This is a genomic window from Roseibium sp. RP-7, assembly GCF_053005225.1.
Window position 1 is genome coordinate 410,279 of sequence record NZ_JBRKQA010000001.1, and the last position, 22,633, is coordinate 432,911.

A 22,633-nucleotide genomic window follows, 5' to 3' on the forward strand; every position below is an offset into this window, starting at 1 on the left:
GTCGCCCGCCCCTGGTGCCGTTTTGGCACTGGTTCACGAGATGGCGGCGACACTCAAGGGGCCTTGCGCCTGAAGCTGGCTCAAAACAGCAGGACTTATTCATGACCGACTACATCGTTAAAGACATCGGGCTCGCAGACTGGGGCCGCACCGAAATCGAGATCGCCGAACACGAAATGCCGGGCCTGATGGCCTGCCGCGCCGAATTCGGTGACTCCAAGCCGCTCAAGGGCGCCCGCATTGCCGGTTCCCTGCACATGACCATTCAGACCGCCGTTCTGATCGAAACGCTGGTTGCACTGGGTGCGGAAGTCCGTTGGGCGTCCTGCAACATCTATTCCACGCAGGATCAGGCAGCCGCTGCGATTGCAGCTGCAGGCATTCCGGTTTTCGCAACCAAGGGCGAAACCCTGGAAGAATACTGGGATTATGCCGACAAGATCTTCGACTTCCCCGAAGGTGCGAACATGATCCTGGACGATGGCGGCGACGCCACGCTCTACATCCTGCTCGGTGCACGGGTCGAAGCCGGTGAAACCGGTCTGATCGATAACCCGAAGTCGGACGAGGAAGTGTGCCTGTTCGCGCAGATCAAGAAGCGCATGGCCGCCAACCCGGGCTGGTTCACCAAGCAGAAAGAGCTGATCCAGGGCGTTTCGGAAGAAACCACCACTGGCGTTCTGCGTCTTTATGAAATGCAGAAGAAGGGCGACCTGCCGTTCCCGGCGATCAACGTCAACGACAGCGTCACCAAGTCCAAGTTCGACAACCGTTATGGCTGCCGTGAGTCCCTGGTCGACGGTATCCGCCGCGGCACCGACGTGATGATGTCCGGCAAGGTTGCCGTTGTCTGTGGTTACGGCGACGTCGGCAAAGGTTCCGCTCAGTCCCTGGCTGGTGCCGGTGCCCGCGTGATCGTCACCGAAATCGACCCGATCTGCGCCCTGCAGGCTTCCATGGACGGTTTCGAGGTCAAGACCATCGAGCAGGCTCTTCCGGAAGGCGATATCTACGTCACCGCGACCGGCAACAAGGACATCATCACCTTCGACCACATGCGTGGCATGAAGGACATGGCGATCGTCTGTAACATCGGCCACTTCGACAACGAGATCCAGGTTGCTGCCCTCAAGAACACCAAGTGCCGCCCGGTCAAGGACCAGGTCGACATGTATGTGTTCCCGGATGGCAAGCGCATGATCCTGCTCTCGCAGGGCCGCCTTGTGAACCTCGGCAATGCCACCGGCCACCCGAGCTTCGTGATGTCCGCAAGCTTTACCAACCAGGTTCTGGCGCAGATCGAACTCTTCACCAAGGGCGATCAGTACAAGAACGAAGTCTACGTGCTGCCGAAGCATCTGGATGAGAAGGTTGCCCGCCTTCACCTGGAGAAGCTGGGCGTCACGTTAACCGAATTGTCGGACGAGCAATCTCAATATCTGGGGATTAATAAGGCTGGTCCGTTCAAGTCGGAACACTACAAATACTGATTCCGGCGAGGCGGCCCACTAGATGTGGTGATCGCCTCGATTCGGGTCTGTGAACAAAAAAATGCAGGACCCTTTAATTTTAAGGGTCCTGTTAACTTTTCAATAACGGACTCTTCTGCGTGATTCTCAAAAAGGTTATGGTTTAGGCGAATCAAAGGCCACGAGGCGGATGTCTTTGATTTGCTCCCAGAAACCGGGAGCTGCGGCCCGCAAGAACAGGGCAAGGCGGCACAAGGGGATCACAATATGCCGATAAGCGGCAGGAACGACGCGCGGCCACGCGCGGCGTGGCGAGATTGGAGTCTGAAATCGGTGAAGCTCGGCGGAACGGCGCTGGCAGGCTGGAGCCTGTCTTGCGGTTCAGCGGCAGCCGACATGCTCGCCGACACGACTGCTGCCATTTCCCCCGATAACATGATTCTTTTTGGTGCGTTAGGCGGAATGTGCGCCTTTGCCGTCACCGCATCTGTCGCTCTCGTGCGTCATCGCAAACAATCCGGATTGCTGACCGACGCGCTGGAAAAGGAAAAGAGCGATCTCAAATTCCGGGTCGACCGCCTGGAGGCGATGCTCAATACCGATGAGCAACGCGTCATCGTCTGGACCGGTAACGGCGCCATGCCCCAGATCTGGGGCATCCTTCCCGAAAAATCTGGCGTGCCGCGCCCCCCGGCGCAACTTCTTGCGTTCGGCAGCTGGCTGACGGCGAAATGCGCCGGCGACCTGGAACGTCATCTGGACATGCTGTTCCGCACCGGCGAAGCCTTCACCACCACCTTGAAGACGCGCACCGGCACCTATGTGGAAGCGCTGGGGCGCACCACCGGCGGTGCTGTGGTCCTGCGTCTGCGCGATCTGACCGGCGAACGTCAGATGCAGGCGGAACTTGCTGCCCGCAATGCCAAGATCTCCGGCGAACTGCATATGCTGCACGCGCTGCTGGATGCGATGCCGGCACCGGCCTGGCAGCGCGATGCGGAAGGAAATCTCATCTGGGCCAACCAGGCCTATGCGGAAGCGGTCGACATGACCGACGCAGATCTTGCGATCAAGGAAGGGGCAACCTTCCTCGACGCTGCTGCGCGTACCGCCATGGCCGTCCAGCGGAACGAAGACGGCTGTTTCAACGCACGCATTCCCATCGTTGCCTCCGGTGAACGCCGGGTGTTCGAAGTGACCGATGTCAATGCCAATGTCGGCGGAGCCGGCATTGCCGTGGACATCAGCGAACTGGAACAGGCCCAGAAGGAACTCGGCCGCGCCGAGGACTTCCACGGCCGCACGCTGGACCAGCTGGCAGCTGCGGTTGCCATCTACAGCGCCGATCGCAAGCTACAATTCTACAACGCGGCCTTCCGCCAGCTGTGGGATCTCGATCCCGCTTTCCTCGAAAGCCGGCCGGAAGACAGCGCGGTTCTGGATGCCTTGCGCGCGGCGCGCAAGATCCCGGAACAGGCGGACTATCGCGTCTGGCGCAACAAGATGATGGAGAGCTACCAGTCTCTGGAAGCTCGCGAAAGCTGGTGGCATCTTCCCGATGGCCGCACCCTGCGCGTCATTGCCAATCCGCACCCGCAAGGCGGCGTCACCTATATCTATGAAAACGTCACCGAGCAGCTCGATCTGGAAAGCCGCTACAACGCGCTGACCCGCGTCCAGGGGGAAACCCTCGACAATCTGTCGGAAGCCGTTGCCGTGTTCGGGTCAGACGGGCGCCTGCGCCTTTGGAACCCGGCTTTCGGTCGCATCTGGGGTCTGGAAGAGGATCAGCTTTCCGAACTGCCGCACGTCAAGGAAGTCGTCTCCGCCTGTACGCTCAATGAAACCGAGCGCGATGCCTGGGAACAGCTTGCCGGCAACGTGACGGGACTTCTCGACAATCGCACCCAGAAGGTCAGCCGTCTGGAACGCCACAACGGCGATGTCGTCGACTATGCCACTGTTCCGCTGCCCGACGGCGGTACGCTGGTGACCTTTGTCGACGTAACGGACAGCGTCAACGTCGAGCGGGCTCTTCTGGAAAAGAACGAGGCGCTGGAACAGGCCGACCAGATCAAGAACGCCTTCATCCAGCATGTTTCCTATGAGCTGCGCTCGCCGCTGACCAACATCATCGGCTTCGCCCAGTTGCTGGCAGATCCGAAATTCGGAGAGCTCTCCGACAAGCAGAGCGAATATGCGGACTACATCCAGTCGTCCTCCTCGGCGTTGCTTGCCATCATCAACGACATTCTGGATCTGGCAACGTTGGATGCCGGCATCATGGAACTGGACCTGGGTGAAGTCGACGTCGCACCGACCGTTGCGGCCGCCGTCGAAGGGCTGAAGGACCGGATCGCCGAAGCACGCATCAACCTGCGGACCCATGTGCCGGGTGATGTCGGCATGATGGTTGCCGACGAAAAACGCCTGCGCCAGGTCCTGTTCAACCTCATCTCCAATGCCGTGCGCTATTCCGAGCCCGACGGCGTGGTCGATGTCAGCTGCAGCCGCGAAGACGACAAGGTGACCTTCGTCGTTCAGGATCATGGCTATGGCATTCCCGCTGAAATCCTCACCCAGGTCTTCAACCGCTTTGTCGGGCATGACACAGGATCGCGCCGTCAGGGCGCAGGTCTCGGCCTTGCCATCGTCAAGAGCTTTGTCGAACTCCATGGCGGCACGGTCGACATTCAGTCCGCCGAAGGCAAGGGCACGACGGTGACCTGCGTTTTCCCCGCACGGCCCGAACTGGCGGACCAGGCGGCGGCCGAGTAGGACGCCGGATGGCAGACCACCAGCTGCAAGCCCTGTCGGGCGCCTTTCAGACAATCGAAATTGCCGACGAACACGGCACGCGGCAACTTGCCAACGACATCGCGATGGTCCTGAAGCCCGGCGATGTCATTTGCCTGTCGGGCGATCTTGGCGCCGGGAAGTCCACGTTCACCAGGGCGCTGATCCGGGCTTTTGCCGGTGAGCCGGAGCTGGAAGTGCCGAGCCCGACCTTCACGCTCGTGCAGACCTACGATTTCCCGCGTTTCGACCTGTCCCACTTCGATCTTTACCGGCTTGAAGAGCCCGAAGAACTGGAAGAGCTCGGGCTGGATGACCTTCTGGAAACGGGAGCCGCGCTGATCGAATGGCCGGAGAAGGCGAACGAGCTGCTGCCCGGTAATGCCCTCTGGATCCAGATCACCCAGCCGACTGAGAGCGATGACCATCGCCGGTTCAGCCTCTATTCGGACGCCCCGCACTGGCAGAACCGGATCGGGCAATCGCTGGCAACGCGGTCCTTTCTGGGGACCGCTGGTCTGCCGGATGCCGAGCGCCGTTTCCTGGCAGGTGATGCCTCCCTGCGAACGTTCGAGACGGTTGCAACAGGGTCTTCGACAGCTGTTCTGATGCGCTGGCCTTTCCAGGGGGACGCGGTGCCGGAAGCTGTCCGCGCCTACATGGAAAAGGTGCATCTGGCGCGCGACTGCCGGGCGATTGTCGCGGTGGGAACGGAACTCAGGAACCATGGTCTTCGCGCGCCCGATCTTATGGCGAGCGACCTGGAAAACGGGCTGATCCTCTCGTCCGATCTTGGCCGGGATACCATCGTGGTAGACGGCAAACCGGTGCGCGAAAGATATTTTGCCGCCGTCGATGTCCTGGCGAAGATGCATGGTGAGGCCTGGCCAAAAACGGTCTCGCTCGCTGATGGTGGGCTGTATCGGGTCCCCGACTATTCAGCGGACGCGCTTGTTGCCGAAGCGGCGCTGTTTCTGGACTGGTATGTCCCGAAGGTGTCCGGAAAGCCGGCCGACGAGAGCACGCGCTCGGATTTCGAACGGCTATGGCGCGAAGCACTTGAAGACATAAGCGAGGCCCAGACAGGTTGGGTGCTGCGCGATTTTCATTCGCCGAACCTCCTTTGGCAGGCGGGTGCTGAAGGAACCGACAGGATCGGCCTGATCGATTTCCAGGACACGGTCTATGGCCCGGTTGCCTATGATGTTGCTTCCCTGCTGCTGGACGCCCGCACGGACATGGACGAAGCTCTGGAAACGGCGCTCTACGATGCTTATCTCTCGGCAAGAAAAATGCAGTCCGCAGAGTTCGATGAAGTCGGTTTTTCGAAAGCCTATGCGGTCATGGCGGCGCAGCGGATCTCCAAGATCCTCGGCATCTTCGTCCGTCTGGCCGAGCGCGATGGTAAGCCGGCTTACTTGAGCCATTTGCCGCGCATGCTAGGCTATCTCGACCGGGTGCTTGACAGGCCGTTCCTGTCGGATTTGAAAGACTGGTACGCACGCTACCGGCACTGAACGCGCCGCGTTCAACCGGTCGCACATTTGAGACAGATGATGACAGACAAGCGGTTTCGCCCTTCCAAAGCCATGATCCTGGCCGCAGGCCTCGGCAAGCGCATGCGCCCGCTGACGGCAACGACGCCCAAGCCCCTGATCGAGGTCAACGGTCAGGCCCTGATCGACCATGGCATGGACCGGCTCGCAGCAGCCGGCGTGAAGACCTGTGTGGTCAACGTGCATTACCTTGCCGATCTGGTGGAGGTTCATGTCCGCCGCCGCCCTGATATGGAAATCCTGATTTCCGACGAACGCGACCAGCTTCTGGAAACCGGGGGCGGTATCAAGAAAGCGCTGCCGCTACTGGGCGAAGAGCCGTTCTTCCAGCTCAACGCCGATACCTGCTACTGGATCGAAGGCGTCAAACCCAACCTGGAACACATGATCGAAGCCTGGGACGAGAGCCGCATGGACGCCCTGCTTCTGGTTGCCGAAACCGTGAAAGCGGTCGGCTATTCCGGCCGTGGTGATTTCGACATGGCAAAGGACGGCGCGTTGACCCGGCGGCAGGAAAAGGGCGTGACGCCCTTTGCCTATGCAGGAGCAACCATTTTGCACCCGCGCCTGTTCGAAGATGCCCCGGACGGGCCGTTCTCCATGAACAGGCTTTTCGACAGGGCGATTGAAGCCGGGCGTCTCTACGGCGTTCAGATGGAAGGCCTGTGGCTGCATATCGGAACGCCGGAGGCCATCCGTGCCGCCGAATATGCCGTTCGCGAGAGTGCCGCCTGAGGATGGCCCGCAGCGCGCGCCTCTGGTCTGTCCCGCCGTCCGTCCCTTTCCTGAAAACGCTGGTCGACTCACTGGTCGACGGCACCCTGATCCCTGGCTTTCGCCCGCTGGACGATCCACTGCTGCTGCCGTCGGTCACGCTGTATCTGCCGACGCGCCGCGCCGCGCGCCTGCTGCCGGAGCTTTTCCAGCAGCGGTTTGGTGGCCGGCCGGTTCTCCTGCCTGCCATCCGCCCGGTGGGCGATGCCGACGAGGATGCGCAGAGCCTGACCGCCAATGCGGATCTGGAACCTCTGCCGCCGGCAATGCCCCTTCTGGAACGTCATCTTGCGATGACGCGGCTGGTGAAGGCCTGGAAGGGCATGCTGCGCCGGGAAGCGCTCAGTCTGAGGTCCGACGAACCTCTCGGCCTTCCGGCGTCGACGGCCGATGCAGCCTGGTTGGCGGCAGACCTGCTGACGCTGATGGACGAGGTTGAAACGGAAGAAGCCGACTGGACGGAACTGTCCGGTCTGGTGCCGGAGGACCATGCCCGGTACTGGCAGATCACGCTCGATTTCCTGCAGATCGTGCGGGAGGCCTGGCCCGCGCATCTGGCCGAACTGAAAATGATGGACCCGAAGGCACGCCGCTCGGCCCTTATCCGGCGCGAGGCCGAGCGCCTGGAACGGACACCTCCTCGTGGCCCGGTCATTGTTGCGGGTGTCACCGGCTCGGTTCCGGCCACCGCCGAATTGCTGAAGGTTGTCTCCCGGCTTGAATCCGGCGTCGTCGTGCTGCCTGGGCTGGACCGCTATCTGGACAGCCGCTCCTGGGCCGTATTGGGAGAAAAGACGGGCAAGGCCTCAGCCCGCAAGGGTGTGATGCACAATGACGCGGCAACCCTGCCTTCACATCCGCAGTATTCGCTGAAACAGTTGCTTGATCGTCTGGGTGCCGGGCGGGAAGAGGTTGCAACACTCGGGCCGGACCCGGACCGTGGGCTCCTGCTGCGTGAGGAACTTGTCTCCGAAGCTTTGCGTCCCGCCGATACCTCCGATGGCTGGACAGCCTATCTGGACGCCCGTCCCGAAACGGACAGGGCGGAGGCATTGGATGGTGTCTCGATCATGACTGCCCGCAACGAGGCGGATGAAGCCTTGAGCGTCGCGATTGCCTTGCGCGAAGCGATCGAGCGGCAGGAAAGTGCGGCCCTCATTTCGCCGGACCGCATGTTGACGCGCCGGGTTGCGGCAGAGCTTGCCCGCTGGAACATCCAGGTGGACGACAGTGCCGGCCGTCCGCTCGACCAGACCGCACCGGCCATTCTGGCGATCCTGGCTGCGAAACTCGCCCTTGGTGGCTGCGAGCCTATCGATCTTCTGGCGCTTCTGAAGCACCCGCTGACACGGTTGGGCCTGCCGGTGAAAGACATCCGGTCTGCCGCCCGAGCGCTGGAGCGTGGCGTGGTTCGCGGACCGCGGGCCCGGCCGGGAACGGCAGGTTTGCAACTGGCTGTCGAGGCGAGCCGGGAAGATGCGGGCAAGGCACATACGCCACGCTGGAAAAAGATCCACGACGAAGACTGGGACGTCATCGCGAACCTTGTCGACCGTCTGGCGAACGCACTGAAACCGCTGGAAGATCTTGCCGCAGAAGGCGGCACGATCCTTCTGACCGATCTCGCACGGCGGCATGTCGATGTGATCGAGGCGATCTCGATCGATCACGAAGGTTCGGTGGCAGAACTTTACGCCGGTGAGGCGGGCGAGGCGCTGGCCCAGTTCCTGACCGGTCTTCTGGAAGCAAGCTCCAGCGGACTGGAAATTCCCGCCGGCGAATGGCCGTCGGTACTGCCTGCGCTGATGTCCGGTCAGGCCGTACGGCGCAGGTTGCCGGGCGACCAGCGGGTGCAGATCCTCGGCCCCATGGAAGCACGGCTTCAGACCTTTGATTTTGCGATCCTGGGTGGCCTCAATGAGGGCGTGTGGCCTCAACGCACGCGCAATGATCCGTGGCTGAACCGGCCGATGAAGCGCGACATGGGGCTGGAACCCCCGGAACGCCGGCTCGGTGCGGCCGCACATGACTTTGCGCAAGGCATGGGTGCACGGCGGGTCCTTCTGTCGCGTGCCGCACGCTCCGACGGCGCTCCCACTGTCGCATCGCGCTGGCTGCAGCGCCTGACCACGCTTGCCGGGCCTGACCTGACGAAGAAACTGGAAGCGCAAGGGGCGGTATATTCCGCCCTTGCAGCACAGCTCGATCGGCCGGAAGGCGCGGTGCGGCCCGCGTCCCGGCCTCACCCTCGTCCGCCCTTGGCAGCGCGCCCGAAATCGCTCTCCATCACCGAAATCGAACGCTTGATCCGCGATCCCTACGCGATCTTTGCCCGTCATGTGCTCGAGCTGCAGCCGGTCGACCCGATCGGCGGCGAACCCGGTGCGGCCGACAAGGGCAACCTCATTCACGATGCGCTGGCAGATTTCCTGCTGACCTGGACCGGCGCATTCGACGACAGTGCCGTAAAGGCCCTGACAGAGATCGGCGAGGAGCTGTTTGAGCCTCTTGATGCGTTTCCGGCGATCCGGGCGCTCTGGTGGCCGCGTTTCCAGAAGATCGCGGCTGGCTTCGTTGCCTACGAAGCGAGGCGGTCGCAACACGTCAGTCAGCGGTTCCTGGAAATCGGCGGCGGTGTCGAATTGAAGTTACCCGGCTTCGATTTCCGCCTGCGCGGCCGGGCAGACCGGATCGACCTTCTGAGTGGCGGCGGGCTGTCCGTGGTCGACTACAAGACAGGGCAGGTGCCCTCGCAAAAGCAGGTCGACGCGCTCCTGTCGCCGCAATTGCCGCTGGAGGCCGCGATGGTCCGGCGGTTCGGGTTCAAGGATGTGCCAGCTGATGCGCCCATATCCGAGCTTTTGTATCTGCAGCTGAAGGGCGGCAGCGAACCTGTGATCGAAGCGCCGCGAAACCCGAAGGATACGCCGCTGGAAGATCTGGTGGAAGACGCCTGGACGCGGCTGGAACAGTTGATCGCCCACTATGTCAGGGAAGACATTGGTTACCTGTCCCGTGCCCGCGTCATGCGCGAGCGGCAGATGGGCGGTGACTATGATCATCTTGCCAGAACGCAGGAATGGGCACTTGGATCGGAGGAGCCTTCATGAGCTTTCAGATCCCTGAAGTGACAAGGCAACGGCAGGACCTTGCCTCCCGCCCACGGGCTTCGGCCTGGGTGAGTGCCAATGCCGGATCGGGCAAGACCTTCGTTCTGTCCCGCAGGGTGGTGCGGCTGCTGCTGGATGGCACCGATCCCTCTCGTATTCTTGCGCTGACCTTTACCAAGGCCGCTGCTGCCGAAATGGCGACCCGCGTTTTCAAGATCCTCGGCGAATGGGTCACCAAGGATGATGCCGCACTCGCGGCCGAATTGCAGGACATTGAAGGCCGCAAACCAGATGCCGCGCGCCTGGCAATGGCGCGTCGCCTCTTTGCCCGGGCACTGGAAACACCGGGCGGGTTGAAGATCCAGACCATTCACGGTTTCTGCGAATCCCTGCTGCACCAGTTTCCGCTGGAAGCAAACGTCGCGGGCCATTTTGCCGTACTCGACGACCGGGTGGCAGCGGAACTCATGGCGGCCTCGCGCGCGACCGTGCTTCATGTTGCCGAAACCGAGCCGGAAAGCGCCTTTGGCAGGGCGCTGGCATCTGTCATTGATCTGATGAGCGACGGCGGCGCCCAGAAGGCGCTGGACGAGTTGATCCAGAGCCGCGACGCCTTCCGCCGCTGGACGGTTGATGCCGGCGATCTGGAAACCGCGTTTGCCGAGCTTGCCGGTCTTCTGGAAACCGATCCGTCCCTGCGGCTGGCGGATTTCGATGAGCAGTTTCGGTCCGCATGCCCGTTTGATCTGAACACCTGTCTTGCCTATGCCGAGGCACTGCGAACCGGCACCAAGACCGATCAGGCGCGTGCGGACGATCTGGTTGCCGCCGCGAGGCTCACGGACATAACCGCTTTCCGCGAGGCCTGGCAGGCGATTTTCCTGACAGCCAAGCTTGAGCCGCGAAAGTCGCTCGCCACCAAGAAGGTCGCTGAAACGTTCCCCCAGATTCTTGAGGCGCTGGAGGCGGAACAACATCGCCTGCTGGAGCTGCTGGACCAGCGCCGGAAGGTGGCGACCTATGAGGGAACCACAGCCCTGCTGCGTCTCGCCGACGCGGTGATCGGTCATTATGAGCGCGCCAAGACCGCCCGCGGGTATCTTGATTTCGAGGATCTGGTGGTCAAGACGGCAACACTGCTGCAGAAGTCGGACGCCGCACTCTGGGTGCAATACAAGCTCGACCAGGGGCTTGATCATATCCTCGTTGACGAGGCCCAGGACACCAGCCCGCGCCAATGGGAAGTGGTGACTTCGCTTGCCTCCGAGTTCTTCGCCGGGACTGGTGCAAGAGACCGGGTGCGCACGCTGTTTGCGGTGGGCGACGAAAAACAGTCGATCTACTCATTCCAGGGCGCTGTTCCGGCCTATTTCGATGCCATGCGCCGTGCCTTTTCCGGAAAGGCCGAGGCGGCCGAGCTTGAGTTTCATTCCGTCAATCTGCAGCTCTCCTTCCGCTCCACGCCGGATGTTCTTGGAGCGGTCGACAAGGTGTTTCACGACGAAAGCGCCCACAAAGGCCTGTCGCAGGACGTGAAAGCGCCGGTCCATGAAGCCATCCGGCGCGATCCGGGGATCGTTGATCTGTGGCCACTGGAGGCCGAGGCGGAGATCGAGGAGCCGGACGACTGGCGCCAGCCGATCGACCACGTCGGTTCGGGCAGCCCGATGCTGAAGGTGGCCAGGCGCATCGCGGCAGAGATCGCCCAATGGATGCGCGATGGCACGGCAAATCCCGGCGACGTGATGATCCTCGTGCGCAAGCGCGGGCCTTTTGTCGAAGCGCTCAACCGGGAACTGAAGGAGCTGGACATCCCGGCTGCCGGCAGTGACCGCCTTGTTCTGACGGACCATATCGCTGTTCAGGATCTTGCCGCTCTCGGCAGGTTCCTGTTGCTGCCGGAAGACGACCTGTCGCTTGCCTGCGTGTTGAAGAGCCCGCTGTTCGACCTGACGGACGACGACCTGCTGGAGGTTGCCCGGGAAACGCCGGAAAAGGTGCGCCCCGGAACGCTGTGGCAGATGCTGGTGAAACGGTCGGACAGTTCGGACAAATGGAAGGCCGTGCGCGCAAGGCTGGAAGACTGGCGCGCACGCGCCGACTTCGTGCCGCCTTACGAATTCTATGCCCGGCTGCTGGGGGCTGATGGTGGCCGGAAAGCTTTTCGCGCTCGCCTCGGCGTGGAAGTCGATGACGTTCTGGACGAGTTCCTGGCGCTCACCATTGCCTATGAGCAATCCGGCACGCCGGGACTGGAAGGGTTCCTTGCCTGGATGGCAGCGGCACCGACCGAGATCAAGCGTGAGTTGACCAATACCAAGGGCATGGTCCGCATCATGACCGTGCATGGTTCCAAGGGGCTGGAAGCGCGGATCGTCGTTCTGGTCGATCCGGGGGCAGCCCCCGTCAGCGCAATCCACGATCCGGCCTTCCTGCCGCGCAAGCGTCTGGAAAACGATCTTCTGCCACCGGCTCTGGTCTGGCTGCCGCCCAAGGCGGACCGAACACCCTGGCACGACGCGGCGGTGGAAGCCCTGCGAGACGCGCAGGAGGAAGAATACCGGCGCCTGTTGTATGTGGCTCTGACCCGCGCCGAAGACCGGCTGATCGTCTGCGGCTGGGAACCGAAACGCGGTGCCCACGAGAACTGCTGGTATTCGATGGTCTCGCGTGCGTTGAAACCCGAGGCGCGTGAACTGACCGCGACGGATGGATCCGTCTCCGCCTGGCGCTGGCAGAAGGACGGCGTCATCGCCGAGCCCGAGGCAGGCGCGGCGCCGCATGCCTTCGCAGAGCCGCGCAGCGAAGAACCGCCGTTGCCGGACTGGCTCTCCAGTCCCGTCCGTCCGCTTGCCAGGAAGAAACGCCTTCAGCCCTCACGGGCATTCGAGGCGATGGAGGAAAAGGAAGGCATCGAACCGGTGCCTGCGGTATCTCGCTTGCAGGCAGGCAGGGATCTTGCGTCCTGGCCCCTGGAGCGCGGTCGCCTGATCCACCGGCTTCTGGAGCTGTTGCCGGACTTGGCTGAAGACGCCCGCATGGCAGCGTCGGAAGCCTACCTCAAGCAGGCCCTCAAGCCGGAATTTGCCGAGCGCATGCCTCACCTTCTGCGCGAAGTGGCTGCGATTCTCGAGATGCCTGAATTCGAGACGTTGTTTTGCGGTCATGCCCGCGCCGAAGTTCCGCTGGTCGGGACGATTCGGGCAAGCGACGGCACGGAAGTCGAGATATCCGGACAGATCGACCGGCTGGTGGTTGAGGATAACCGGGTGGTGATTGTGGATTACAAGACCAATTTCCATCCACCGGCATCAGTTGCCGAAATCCCGCTCGAGTACCGCGCACAGCTTTGTGTTTACAGGGAAATGCTGAAGCAGATTTATCCGGACAGGGAAATTTCCGCCCAGCTTCTGTGGACCGCGGTGCCGAGCCTGATGGAAATCCCCGAAAAGGTGCTGGAAGAAACCTTCGCCGGACTGCGTCCTGACGGCACATCGGCTTGACGGCAGGCCCTCGGCTTCCTACGTTCTTGCCAACTGACGCGCTTACATCGGGTAGGCGCGATCCTGAGACCTACGAGATCTAGTTATGGCTACCACACAAGTTACCGACTCTTCGTTTGAAGCCGAAGTCCTGAAATCCGACGGCCCGGTCGTGGTCGACTTCTGGGCCGAATGGTGCGGTCCGTGTAAGATGATCGCTCCGGCTCTTGAAGAAATCTCCGAAGAGATGAACGGCCAGGTGAAGATCACCAAGCTCAACATCGACGAGAACCAGGACATGGCCATGAAATACGGCGTTCGGTCCATTCCGATGCTGATCCTGTTCAAGGACGGCGAGCCGATGGCAACCCAGATTGGTGCAGCGCCGAAGGGCAAACTCTCCGACTGGATCAAGAGCGCCCTTTAATTCCGAAATATATCTGCGGCTGACCGGCTGCGGTTCATATGAGCGCATCCGGCGGGTAAGCGAAAGCCTATCCGCCGATGCTCTTTGAAAAAACGCCAACCGGTCGTATAAGCACCCGCAAACAGTCTGAGCAAACGGATCATTCATGAGCGACGAAAACAAAACCCCGGAAGAGCAGCCGGCAGAAGCAACGCCGGAAACCGCAGCAGCGGAACAGCCGGAAGCTGTCGAGGCGGCCGGTGTCGATCCGATCGAAGTTCTGAAAGCCGAAAACGCGGATCTGAAGGATCGCGCGCTTCGCGTCATGGCGGAAATGGAAAACCTGCGCCGCCGCACGGAAAAGGAAGTCAAGGACGCCCGCCAGTACGCCGTGTCAGGTTTTGCCCGTGACATGCTGACGGTTTCCGACAACCTGCGCCGCGCACTTGAGGCGTTGCCGGAAGATGACCGCAAGAACGCCGATGCGGGTGTTGCTTCGCTGATCGAAGGCGTCGAGATGATCGAGCGTGATCTGCTCAACCAGCTTGAAAAGAATGGCGTCAAGAAACTGGACCCGGAAGGCCAGAAGTTCGACCCGAACTTCCACCAGGCCATGTTCGAGGTGCCGAACACCGCAGTGCCGAACAACACGGTTGTACAGGTCATGCAGGCCGGCTACGTCATTGGCGACCGCGTGCTGCGCCCGGCCATGGTCGGCGTTTCCAAGGGTGGCCCGAAGGATGTTGCGGCGTCGGCTGAAGCCGGACAGACGGTCGACAAGAACGCCTGAGTTCAACCGACCCCAGAGCTTTGAAGGGGCTGCTCCGCATCCAGCGGAGTGGCCCCTTTTCTTTGGGGCAACCCTTTCGTCAACACAGCTAACCGGGGCCAGTCCTGCCGTCGATGCGACGCGAGAGGACGACAGTCTGGAACGATCGGTGTTTTTCCAGAAAGCGGTCTGGTCGGACTTCCCTAATCCCTTGAGCGAGACATGCAGGCCCTCAGACGTAGGGCCGAGCGCCGGCGTGGCATGCTACGGGATGACAAAGACCCGGACCTCAGGTACTGCCTTCGGAAAGAAAGTGGCCATGGGGGACGGAATGCTGCTGCAAATGCTGGACTATCTCGGGGTGGCGGTATTCGCCATTACCGGCGGCATCGTCGCTTCGCGCAAGCAGCTGGATATCGTTGCCCTGCTGTTCTTTGCCACGCTGACGGGGATCGGTGGTGGTACCCTGCGTGACCTTTTGCTGGGTGTACCGGTCTTCTGGGTGGAGAACGAATGGTATCTGCTGGTGTGCTTCGTCGTCAGCGCGCTGGTCTGGTATTTTGCCGAGTGGATCGAAAAGCTCAGCAAACCCTTGAGATGGGCCGATGCCATCGGTATTGCGGCCTATTCTGTCATGGGAGCTGCCAAGGCCCTGACTGTCGGTGACACGATCCTGGTGGCGATCCTGATGGGTGTCTCGACGGCAACTTTCGGCGGCATCCTGCGGGACACCATCGCCCGTGAACCTTCCTCCATCGTGAAGCCGGAAATCTATGTCGGTGCGGCCTTTGCCGGTGCGGGTGGATTTGTTGTGCTGGTGCAATTGGGCGCGCCGCAAATCCTTGCCGCGATCCTTGCCGCAAGCTGTGCGCTGATCTTGCGCGGCGGAGCGATCCTGCGTGGCTGGACCTTGCCCGGACACCGTTTTGGAACAGGTTCAGATCCCAGCTAAGCCGGGATGGCTTTCCGTCTCTTGGCCTCAGCGGACGGTCCAGGAACGACAAAAGCCGGCCCACGGGGAACCGGCTTCACGATTATCGTATAACGGGTTTGGCGCGATCGGCCGAACGTGCCAAACCCTTGGAGGCAGCCGGTCTCGCCCGTAGGGTCGAACGGCCAGGGTGCCATCAAGGCACTAGTAGACAAGCCCCGAGCAGGCCGACACATAGTACATCAGCCCAATTGCGATTGCCGGAAGGCTTGCCGAATAGGCAAGCGTCGTCAGCATGATTTGCTCCTTCAAGATACCAATGAGAAACCCACGGCGGCTAAGCCGTCATCCGGGCGACCCTTTTCGGGCGCTCGCTTTCATGGATTCCCCCTGCTGTTCCGGGATATGGTGTGCGCAGGCACGAGTTCCAGAGGTCACGTCCTCAAAAAAACGTGTGCAGCCAATGCGTAGTCTGCGAGCCCGGTGCGCGGGGCAGGCAAAAACAGCGTGCGCTGGCCGTAGTAACGCCGGCCGGCTTTCGTGCCCTGTGTGAGGTCTTTCAGGTCGGCAGCCCATTCAAGATCCGGCCGCGGCGGTTCGCTCAAGTCAGTGGTGAACAGCCGTGCTTCCTGCAGCAGTTCTGTCGGCAATTGTGCTTCCGGATCCAGCACATCTACGTGACAGCCCGCAGGAGGATCCAGGTAGGTGAGGGCGTGATGGGTGCCTGTTTCGTTTTCCGGACCGGCAATGCAGATCATGTCCGCGCCTTCCTGCGCGGCATAGATCTCGTTCGTGATGCCGACATTGACCCCCTTGAGCGCGGGCAAGGCGGCGATCCTTTTCTGGATTTCCGGCGACACGCCGGCCAGAAGGATCGACGTCAGGTTGCGTACGGCTGCATAGCCGCACACCAACCGGGGCAACCTCGGGTCGTCGCCGATGACCAGCAGGCGGGACGTGTCTTCGCGGGACAGGTAACTTGCCCCGAGCGCATGGAGACCAGCCGTGCGCCAGACTGTAAGGCGCATGCCATCCAGAAGGGCGATCGGTTGTCCGCCGGAACCGGAAAACAATAGGTAGAGACTTGAGGACAGGCCCGTTTGTTCGGGTAGATCCAGCGCCAGGGAGCAGCCGATATAGCCGCGCTTGACGTCGCCTTGTTGGGTAAAGTCAGTCCAGGCCGGCTGTACGGTGAGCGCGCCTTGCTGCTGGTTCAGCCGGCCGATGGGCAAGGGGGAAGCCTTGGGCGCGACTGTGCTTGAGCGATAGGCCCGGCGCAGCGTTTCAAGAACGGCCCTGTCTTCCAGGCAGGCATCGATCTCGTCGCTGGAGATAATACGCATGGTAATGTCGGCCGGTCAGGCGGCGTTGCGGTTGCCCGGTCCTGCCAGTCCCTTGAGATTGGATGCCGGCTGACCTGCGGTGTTCATTTCCCGCAGCTGGTCGGCTTCCTTGTGCCATTTCGCGGCTTCCCGGCGCTTCACGCGTGCTTCCTTGCGCCAGCGGCCCTGTTTGGCCCATGCGCCAAGTCCACCGACGATGATGCCGACGCCCAGACTTGCGAAGATGATCCAGAACAGCGGAATGTCCGGGATCGTCAGGCGCGGGTCCTGCGGGTCGAGGGGATTGAGCGACAGGGAGACCGTGTGCCGGTTCGCCACCGACAACGGGATCAGGACAACCGCGATAACGAACAAGATCACGTTCTTGAGGAAACGGGTCACTGGGTTCTCCCGGTTTTGGCCAGATCAGAAGTCGATTTTAAATGGCGTGCCGTGGCAAACGCAATCAGTCGTCGCCGTGGTCCACACCATCGTTCAACCGTATACGCATTTCCTTGCCGGTTTTGAAGAAGGGCACGAACTTTTCGTCCACTTCCACCTTTTGACCGGTTCGCGGATTGCGGCCGACGCGCGCGGGGCGGTTCTTGACGGAAAACGCGCCGAAGCCGCGCAACTCCACCCGGTCGCCGCGCATGAGCGCTTCGGTAACCTCATCCAAGATGGCGTTGACGATGTTCTCAACGTCCCGCTGATAGAGATGCGGATTTTGTTCGGCGATATGCTGAACCAGCTCAGATTTGATCATGAAGTGCCCCCTCGCTTACGGATTATTGTCTGCCGCGTCAGAAGCCTGCCAAACGGATACGAGCCCGTCAAGCGTAAGCCCTCGTGGAATCAGCCCCTTAGCTTCACTAACCGGCTCGAGAAGGGCCGATCCGATGCCTTTTCCGAACTCTCGCGAGACCCGGGAGGAAAACGGCAGCTCTTCCAGATTTTCGTTGGCGCTCCAGGTGACGACTGGAAGATCTTTCGGAACGCCCTTCTCGCTTACTAGCCAGTCGATTGCGACATCTTCGCCGCCAATGGCATCGATCAGCTTTTCCGTTTGGGCATCGTGGCCCGTCAGAATGCGGCCGTCTGCAAGTTCCTTGGCCCTGGGCATGTCGAGAGATCGCCGCTCGGCGACCAGTGAAACGAACCAGTCATAGGAATTGTCGACGAGCTTTTGCAGCATGGCGCGTGCCTCGGGGCTCGTCTGGGAATAGAAGTCGGGCTCGGCCTTCAGCGGAGCACTCTTGACCGCATCCATTTCCACGCCGACCGTTTCCATCAGTTTGCTGATATTGCCGAACTGGAACAGCACGCCGATGGAGCCGGTGATGGAATTGTATCTCGCGACGATGTGATCGGAGGCAAGGGCGATCATGTAGCCCGCGGAGGTTCCGATGGTGCGGATTTCGGCAACCACCGGCTTCTTTTCGGAAAGCTTGCGCAGCGCTTCATATAGCGCTTCGCCGCCGGTTGTGCTGCCACCTGGAGAATTGATGGAGATCACCACGCCCTTGACCGCATCGGACTTGCCGATCTTCTCGATCATCTGCAGGGTCTTGCGGCTTTCGAGGATGACGCCTTCGATCGGGATGCGCGCGATATGCGCCGTCCGCTTGGACAATTCCGAAGCCCCGGAGACGTAGATAAGCCCCCCGATCAGTGCCGCGGCGATGACGACAAATGTCGCGATCCGCCAGAAGGTCACTTTGCGTCTGAGGCGCCGTCTGTCTACCAGCGCGTCAACATCTACCGACATGAATACGATGTCCCCGACAAGAGCTTATGAAAACCAATAACATACATAGGGTGACCGTTGTAAGAAATGCAATCGGCTTCTCTCAGTTTCACATCAGATTGCGGCAGTTTCTGGCAAGCCGGCGCAGTTTCGTGTGTTCATGAGGCTTAATCGCCCAGAGGTTGAGGTCCGGTGCGGCCATGGAAGGCGGTCAGGGAAGAGCGGATCCGGCGCAGGTTTTCGCTTGTGGTGGCGGCCCGGACTTGCGCGACCGTCATGGCGATGGCGTCGACAATCACCAGGTGCGCGTATCGCGAGGCGGTGGGCTTGAAGATGTCCGGGTCCTCGGGAAGATCGACCAGGATGGGGATCTTGGAAATCATTGCAAGGCGGGAGCCTTTCGGTGCGATCGCGATCGTGGTGGCCCCATAGCCGCCGGCAATTTCGGCCGCACTGACCAGTTCATCCGCTTCGCCGCTGGCGGAGACACACAGCAGAACGTCTTCAGGCCCGAGCGTCGCCGCGCGCATCTGCAGGAGATAGCTGTCGTGCAGGGCGACGGACGGGATGCCAAGGCGGAAAAAGCGGCTTGCCGCTTCACCGGCCACCATCGTCGACCCACCGCCGATCCCGGCGGTGAGAAGCTGCCGGCATTTGGCGATCTTTTCGACGGCCCGCTCGATAACGGCCGGATCGACCTGCTGCCGCATGACATTGGCGGTCGCATAAAGCGCGCCCAGAACGCGGTCGATCGCCGTTTCGCTGGCAACCTGCTCGGTGGTCGATGGCGCGGAAATATACTGCAGGCTGACGGCCAGGTTTTGCGCCAGACGCAGCTTGAATTCCCGGAAACCGTCACAGCCGAGTGTCCTGCAAAATCGAACGACGGTCGGTGTGCTGACGCCACAGGCTTTTGCCAGTTCGGCGATCGTCATGTCCGAAATCGCGGACAGATGCTTTTGCACGTAGTCCGCAACCTTTTGTTCCCGCGCCGGAAACTGGCCGGCGTGATCGCGGAGTGCGGAAATGAGATCGATAGCGGCATGGCCGTTTGTATTGTCGCCGGTCGGGGTTCGGATCTTTGCCTGCACACATGTCTCCCTGGTTGCGGGATTTGTAATTTGATTACACAAAATCGTCAATCAGCGCCTGATCATAGCCTCATTTACGCGAGAAATGTAATTTAAAAACAAAATACGCTTGACGAAACGCAATTTCTGCTCTGAAAATGTAATTAAGGTACATTTCGGTGGAGGGATTATGCGCGAGTGGGCTGCCAGAACCAGTGCCAGGCTGAATACGGGCGTCGAGGCTGTAATAGCCTTGCTGATGGCACTGCTTGTGCTTGATGTCTGGCTTGGCGTGGTTGATCGCTACTTCTTTCATTGGCAGTTGCCCTGGCCGGAGATCCTGGCGCGCTACCTGATGATCTGGGCAGCTATGCTGGCCGTCTCATCCGGCATCGCCAGACGGGACCATATCGGACTGACGGCTGCCATCATGCGCGTGCCGGTGTCGTTGCGCCGCATTGTGCTGATGGCGATTGATCTCTGCGTCCTGGCGCTGTTTCTCTACGTGCTGTGGTACGGGCTCGGTTTCGCGCAAAGCGGCGCCAAGCGGCAGGCCATGATCTTCGGTATCAGTCTGCAGCCGTTCTATGCGGCAATCCCGGCTGCTGCAGCCCTTGCCTCGATCCAGACCGTTCTGGCGATGATCCGGGACAACGGCACCCATCTCGACAATCCTCCGTTTGCGGAGGCCGCAGCATGATCGTTGCCGCTGTCTTCATCGGATTTGTCCTGCTCGGCATGCCTATCGGCTTTGCCATTGGCGCGGCCGGCGTCATCGGCCTCATTCATATGGGCGGTGACCAGTTCCTGGCCATCGGGCCGAGCCGTATCTTCAACGGGTTGAACATCTTCCCCTTTCTGGCGATGCCGTTCTTCATTCTGGCCGGCGAAATCATGAACCAGACGGGTATCACCGACCGGCTGGTGAAGCTGGCCCAGGTGCTGGTCGGCCATTTCCGGGGTGGGCTGGCCCATACAAATATGCTCGCCTCCGTGTTCTTTGCGGGGCTAACGGGTTCGGCAACGGCAGATGCGGCGGCCTTCGGGCGCACCTTGGTGCCGGCAATGGTCAAGGAAGGCTACAAGCGCGATTACGCGTGCGCCGTAACGGCGGCCGGTTCGATCATCGGACCGACCATCCCGCCGTCCGGTCTGATGGTTGTCTACGGCTCGCTCATGGGCGTTTCCATTGGTGGGTTGTTCGCCGCAGGCATTCTGCCGGGTCTCGTCATCTGCGGTGTCTGCATGGCCGTCATTACCCTTGGTGCGGCCCGCAACAGCCTGCCCAAGGCGGAGCGCCGGGCCAACCTGAAGGAAATCTGGCAGGTCTTCGTTTCCTCAATTACCGCACTGCTGATGCCGGTGATCATCCTGGGAGGTATTCTCGGCGGTGTCGTCACGCCGACGGAAGCTGCTTCCATTGCAGTCGCCTATGCACTCTTCATCGGTGCATTCGTCTACCGCACGCTGACCTTGCCCGCGCTTTACCAGATGCTCGTGCGCACAGCGCGCATCACCGGCGTGATCTTCGTCATCATCGCCTTTGCCGGCATCCTCGGCTGGTGGATGAGCTTTGAAAAAATCCCCCAGATGCTGGCCGAGACCATCCTGGGTCTGGCCGACAACCGCTATGCGGTCATTGCCATCATCATCGGACTTCTGCTGATCGTCGGCATGGTCATGGATATCACCGCCATCCTGATCATCCTGGCACCGGTTCTTGTTCCGCTCACCGCTCAGGTGGGTCTGGAGCCGATCCATGCGGGGATCATCTTCGTTCTGGCACTCAACATCTCGCTGATGACGCCGCCTGTCGGCGCGTGCCTGTTCGTTCTCTCATCGGTCACCGGTGAGAAACTGGAACGGATTGCCATCAAGCTGGGGCCGTTCCTGGTCGCAGAGGTGGCTGTGCTGTTCCTGTTCGCCTTCTGGGAAAGCGCGGCGATGATGCTGCCGCGTGCTCTCGGGTTTGCCCAATAACAAAAAAACAACCTGACAGAGGAATGGAGAAAATCATGAAGAAGTTCGCAAAGGGACTGGCGGTCGGGCTGACCGCTGCGCTTATGGCCGGCAGCGCGCTGGCAGATGGAAAGGTGTTGAAGTTCGGACACGACAACAAGACCGATCCGTTTGAAAATCCGGCTCATGCCTGCACTGCGGTGTTCTCCAACATCGTCAACGCAGACACCAACGGTGCCGTCGAAGTGGAGGTCTTCGGTTCCAACCAGCTCGGCTCGGCTGCCGAGCATGTGCAGCATGTGCGCGACGGCATCATCCAGGCAACACTGACGTCCACCGGCGCGCTGGCAAGCTACTACCCACGCATCGACGTTTTGAACCTGCCGTTCGCCTTCGCCGACAACGCCGCCACCTACGCGGTTTTCGACGGTGATTTCGGCAAGGCTCTGGCTGCCGACATCGAGGAAGCCCTTGGAGATGTTGTGGTGCTCGGTTTCCCGGACACGGGCGGGTTCTTCGCTGTTACCAATTCCAAGCACCCGATCGCGTCGCTCGACGATTTTGACGGCATCCGCATCCGCACCATGACGCTGCCGTCTCACCAGACCATCATTCAGGCGCTTGGCGCGCAGGCCTATCCGCTATCCTGGGGCGAGGTCTATTCCGGTCTGCAGACCGGCGTCATCGACGGTCAGATGAACCCGGTGCCGATCATTTCCTTCGCGAACTTCTCCGAGGTTCAGAAGTACATGACGCTGACCAACCACCTGTTCTCGCCCTACACGTTCATGGTCAACCGGGACTTCTTCGAAGGATTGAGCGAAGAGCAGCAGAAGACCCTGCGCTATGCCGCGGAAAGCTGTGTAACCGCCAGCCGTGGCCTATCGCGCATCATCGAAGCCTCCGACAGGGGATTGGCGGGCCTGATGGACAAGATGGAAGTGACCGCTCTCACCGCCAACCAGCGCGCGTCCATGGCTGCAGCGGCCCAGCCGGCTTTCGAAACGCACGTGGCTGAAAACCTCGACCCGAAAGCCAACGAACTGCTTGGCCTGTTCAAGACCGAGGTCCAGAAAGCCAACGACAGCGTCTATATGGACTGAAGCATGGTCTGATATTTTCGCGCGCCGGCTTGCAGCGCCGGTGCGTGAAAAAAGAAGCCCCGCGGCGAACCGCGGGGCTTTTGTCTTTTCAGCGTTCAGACCTCATCAGGGAGCCGAAATCGGCTTCTGACTTTGCCAC

Annotated in this window: 17 protein-coding genes; 12 read left to right on the top strand and 5 right to left on the bottom strand. The window is 61.0% G+C overall.

The features are described 5' to 3' along the window. Window positions 1-101 precede the first annotated feature (101 nt). From ahcY to ACVDG9_RS01865, 9 genes are all read left to right on the top strand, one after another. The gene (gene ahcY, locus ACVDG9_RS01825) at window positions 102-1,490 is read left to right on the top strand and encodes an adenosylhomocysteinase (protein ID WP_022998977.1); all 1,389 of its coding nucleotides are present in this window, start codon (window positions 102-104) and stop codon (window positions 1,488-1,490) included. A 312-nt stretch (window positions 1,491-1,802) separates the two neighbouring features. Next, complete coding sequence (locus ACVDG9_RS01830) at window positions 1,803-4,247, top strand: PAS domain-containing sensor histidine kinase (RefSeq protein ID WP_022998976.1); 2,445 nt, start codon at window positions 1,803-1,805, stop codon at window positions 4,245-4,247. Window positions 4,248-4,255: 8 nt separating this feature from the next. Beyond that, window positions 4,256-5,782: a tRNA (adenosine(37)-N6)-threonylcarbamoyltransferase complex ATPase subunit type 1 TsaE gene (gene tsaE, locus ACVDG9_RS01835; RefSeq protein WP_447237163.1), complete on the top strand. Its 1,527-nt coding sequence runs from the start codon at window positions 4,256-4,258 to the stop codon at window positions 5,780-5,782. A 39-nt stretch (window positions 5,783-5,821) separates the two neighbouring features. Next, complete coding sequence (locus tag ACVDG9_RS01840) at window positions 5,822-6,556, top strand: nucleotidyltransferase family protein (RefSeq protein WP_031268670.1); 735 nt, start codon at window positions 5,822-5,824, stop codon at window positions 6,554-6,556. A 2-nt stretch (window positions 6,557-6,558) separates the two neighbouring features. After that, window positions 6,559-9,705 (top strand): double-strand break repair protein AddB, encoded by a 3,147-nt coding sequence (addB, locus tag ACVDG9_RS01845; protein WP_447237164.1) that lies wholly within the window; start codon window positions 6,559-6,561, stop codon window positions 9,703-9,705. Then, window positions 9,675-13,208 (top strand): double-strand break repair helicase AddA, encoded by a 3,534-nt coding sequence (gene addA, locus ACVDG9_RS01850; RefSeq protein WP_447237165.1) that lies wholly within the window; start codon window positions 9,675-9,677, stop codon window positions 13,206-13,208. Before addB ends, addA begins: the two co-directional genes overlap by 31 nt. 85 nt (window positions 13,209-13,293) lie before the next feature. Continuing rightward, a complete protein-coding gene (gene trxA / locus ACVDG9_RS01855) occupies window positions 13,294-13,614 on the top strand; it encodes a thioredoxin (protein WP_022998971.1) in 321 nt (106 codons plus the stop codon). A gap of 145 nt (window positions 13,615-13,759) precedes the next feature. Next, window positions 13,760-14,383 carry a nucleotide exchange factor GrpE gene (gene grpE, locus ACVDG9_RS01860; RefSeq protein ID WP_022998970.1) on the top strand — a complete coding sequence of 208 codons (624 nt, stop codon included), beginning with the start codon at window positions 13,760-13,762 and terminating at the stop codon, window positions 14,381-14,383. Window positions 14,384-14,693: 310 nt separating this feature from the next. Next, window positions 14,694-15,314, top strand: coding sequence for a trimeric intracellular cation channel family protein (locus ACVDG9_RS01865; protein ID WP_062490769.1), 621 nt, complete (start codon window positions 14,694-14,696; stop codon window positions 15,312-15,314). A gap of 413 nt (window positions 15,315-15,727) precedes the next feature. On the opposite strand, the gene ACVDG9_RS01870 is transcribed toward ACVDG9_RS01865, so the two are convergent. From ACVDG9_RS01870 to ACVDG9_RS01890, 5 genes are all read right to left on the bottom strand, one after another. Beyond that, entirely contained in the window at window positions 15,728-16,636 is a 909-nt protein-coding gene (locus tag ACVDG9_RS01870) for an ornithine cyclodeaminase (RefSeq protein WP_055657231.1), read from the bottom strand. A 15-nt stretch (window positions 16,637-16,651) separates the two neighbouring features. Continuing rightward, a complete protein-coding gene (locus ACVDG9_RS01875) occupies window positions 16,652-17,017 on the bottom strand; it encodes a lipopolysaccharide assembly protein LapA domain-containing protein (protein ID WP_022998966.1) in 366 nt (121 codons plus the stop codon). A 64-nt stretch (window positions 17,018-17,081) separates the two neighbouring features. After that, window positions 17,082-17,381 (bottom strand): integration host factor subunit beta, encoded by a 300-nt coding sequence (gene ihfB / locus ACVDG9_RS01880; RefSeq protein WP_006940254.1) that lies wholly within the window; start codon window positions 17,379-17,381, stop codon window positions 17,082-17,084. Between the two features lie 15 nt (window positions 17,382-17,396). Beyond that, complete coding sequence (gene sppA, locus ACVDG9_RS01885) at window positions 17,397-18,383, bottom strand: signal peptide peptidase SppA (RefSeq protein WP_062490767.1); 987 nt, start codon at window positions 18,381-18,383, stop codon at window positions 17,397-17,399. 146 nt (window positions 18,384-18,529) lie between these two features. Next, the gene (locus tag ACVDG9_RS01890; RefSeq protein ID WP_055657235.1) at window positions 18,530-19,453 is read right to left on the bottom strand and encodes a MurR/RpiR family transcriptional regulator; all 924 of its coding nucleotides are present in this window, start codon (window positions 19,451-19,453) and stop codon (window positions 18,530-18,532) included. A 169-nt stretch (window positions 19,454-19,622) separates the two neighbouring features. Between ACVDG9_RS01890 and ACVDG9_RS01895 the strand changes: the two genes are divergently transcribed. The 3 genes from ACVDG9_RS01895 to ACVDG9_RS01905 are packed head-to-tail and all read left to right on the top strand — an operon-like array spanning window position 19,623 to window position 22,494. Next, window positions 19,623-20,132, top strand: a complete 510-nt coding sequence (locus tag ACVDG9_RS01895) for a TRAP transporter small permease (protein WP_022998963.1) — start codon at window positions 19,623-19,625, stop codon at window positions 20,130-20,132. Then, window positions 20,129-21,412, top strand: a complete 1,284-nt coding sequence (locus tag ACVDG9_RS01900; RefSeq protein WP_022998962.1) for a TRAP transporter large permease — start codon at window positions 20,129-20,131, stop codon at window positions 21,410-21,412. The genes ACVDG9_RS01895 and ACVDG9_RS01900 overlap by 4 nt, the downstream gene beginning before the upstream one ends. Window positions 21,413-21,447: 35 nt before the next feature. Continuing rightward, on the top strand, window positions 21,448-22,494 hold the full coding sequence (locus tag ACVDG9_RS01905) for a TRAP transporter substrate-binding protein (RefSeq protein ID WP_296601659.1): 1,047 nt from the start codon (window positions 21,448-21,450) through the stop codon (window positions 22,492-22,494). Window positions 22,495-22,633 lie beyond the last annotated feature (139 nt).

Excerpts from the sequence above, each read along its gene's own strand:
- ahcY (WP_022998977.1), top strand. The coding sequence starts at position 102 with ATGACCGACTACATCGTTAAAGACATCGGGCTCGCAGACTGGGGCCGC.
- ACVDG9_RS01900 (WP_022998962.1), top strand. The coding sequence starts at position 20,129 with ATGATCGTTGCCGCTGTCTTCATCGGATTTGTCCTGCTCGGCATGCCT.
- ACVDG9_RS01840 (WP_031268670.1), top strand. The coding sequence starts at position 5,822 with ATGACAGACAAGCGGTTTCGCCCTTCCAAAGCCATGATCCTGGCCGCA.
- grpE (WP_022998970.1), top strand. The coding sequence starts at position 13,760 with ATGAGCGACGAAAACAAAACCCCGGAAGAGCAGCCGGCAGAAGCAACG.
- addA (WP_447237165.1), top strand. The coding sequence starts at position 9,675 with ATGGGCACTTGGATCGGAGGAGCCTTCATGAGCTTTCAGATCCCTGAA.
- addB (WP_447237164.1), top strand. The coding sequence starts at position 6,559 with ATGGCCCGCAGCGCGCGCCTCTGGTCTGTCCCGCCGTCCGTCCCTTTC.
- tsaE (WP_447237163.1), top strand. The coding sequence starts at position 4,256 with ATGGCAGACCACCAGCTGCAAGCCCTGTCGGGCGCCTTTCAGACAATC.
- ihfB (WP_006940254.1), bottom strand. The coding sequence starts at position 17,381 with ATGATCAAATCTGAGCTGGTTCAGCATATCGCCGAACAAAATCCGCAT.
- trxA (WP_022998971.1), top strand. The coding sequence starts at position 13,294 with ATGGCTACCACACAAGTTACCGACTCTTCGTTTGAAGCCGAAGTCCTG.
- ACVDG9_RS01870 (WP_055657231.1), bottom strand. The coding sequence starts at position 16,636 with ATGCGTATTATCTCCAGCGACGAGATCGATGCCTGCCTGGAAGACAGG.
- ACVDG9_RS01905 (WP_296601659.1), top strand. The coding sequence starts at position 21,448 with ATGAAGAAGTTCGCAAAGGGACTGGCGGTCGGGCTGACCGCTGCGCTT.
- ACVDG9_RS01865 (WP_062490769.1), top strand. The coding sequence starts at position 14,694 with ATGCTGCTGCAAATGCTGGACTATCTCGGGGTGGCGGTATTCGCCATT.
- ACVDG9_RS01895 (WP_022998963.1), top strand. The coding sequence starts at position 19,623 with ATGCGCGAGTGGGCTGCCAGAACCAGTGCCAGGCTGAATACGGGCGTC.
- sppA (WP_062490767.1), bottom strand. The coding sequence starts at position 18,383 with ATGTCGGTAGATGTTGACGCGCTGGTAGACAGACGGCGCCTCAGACGC.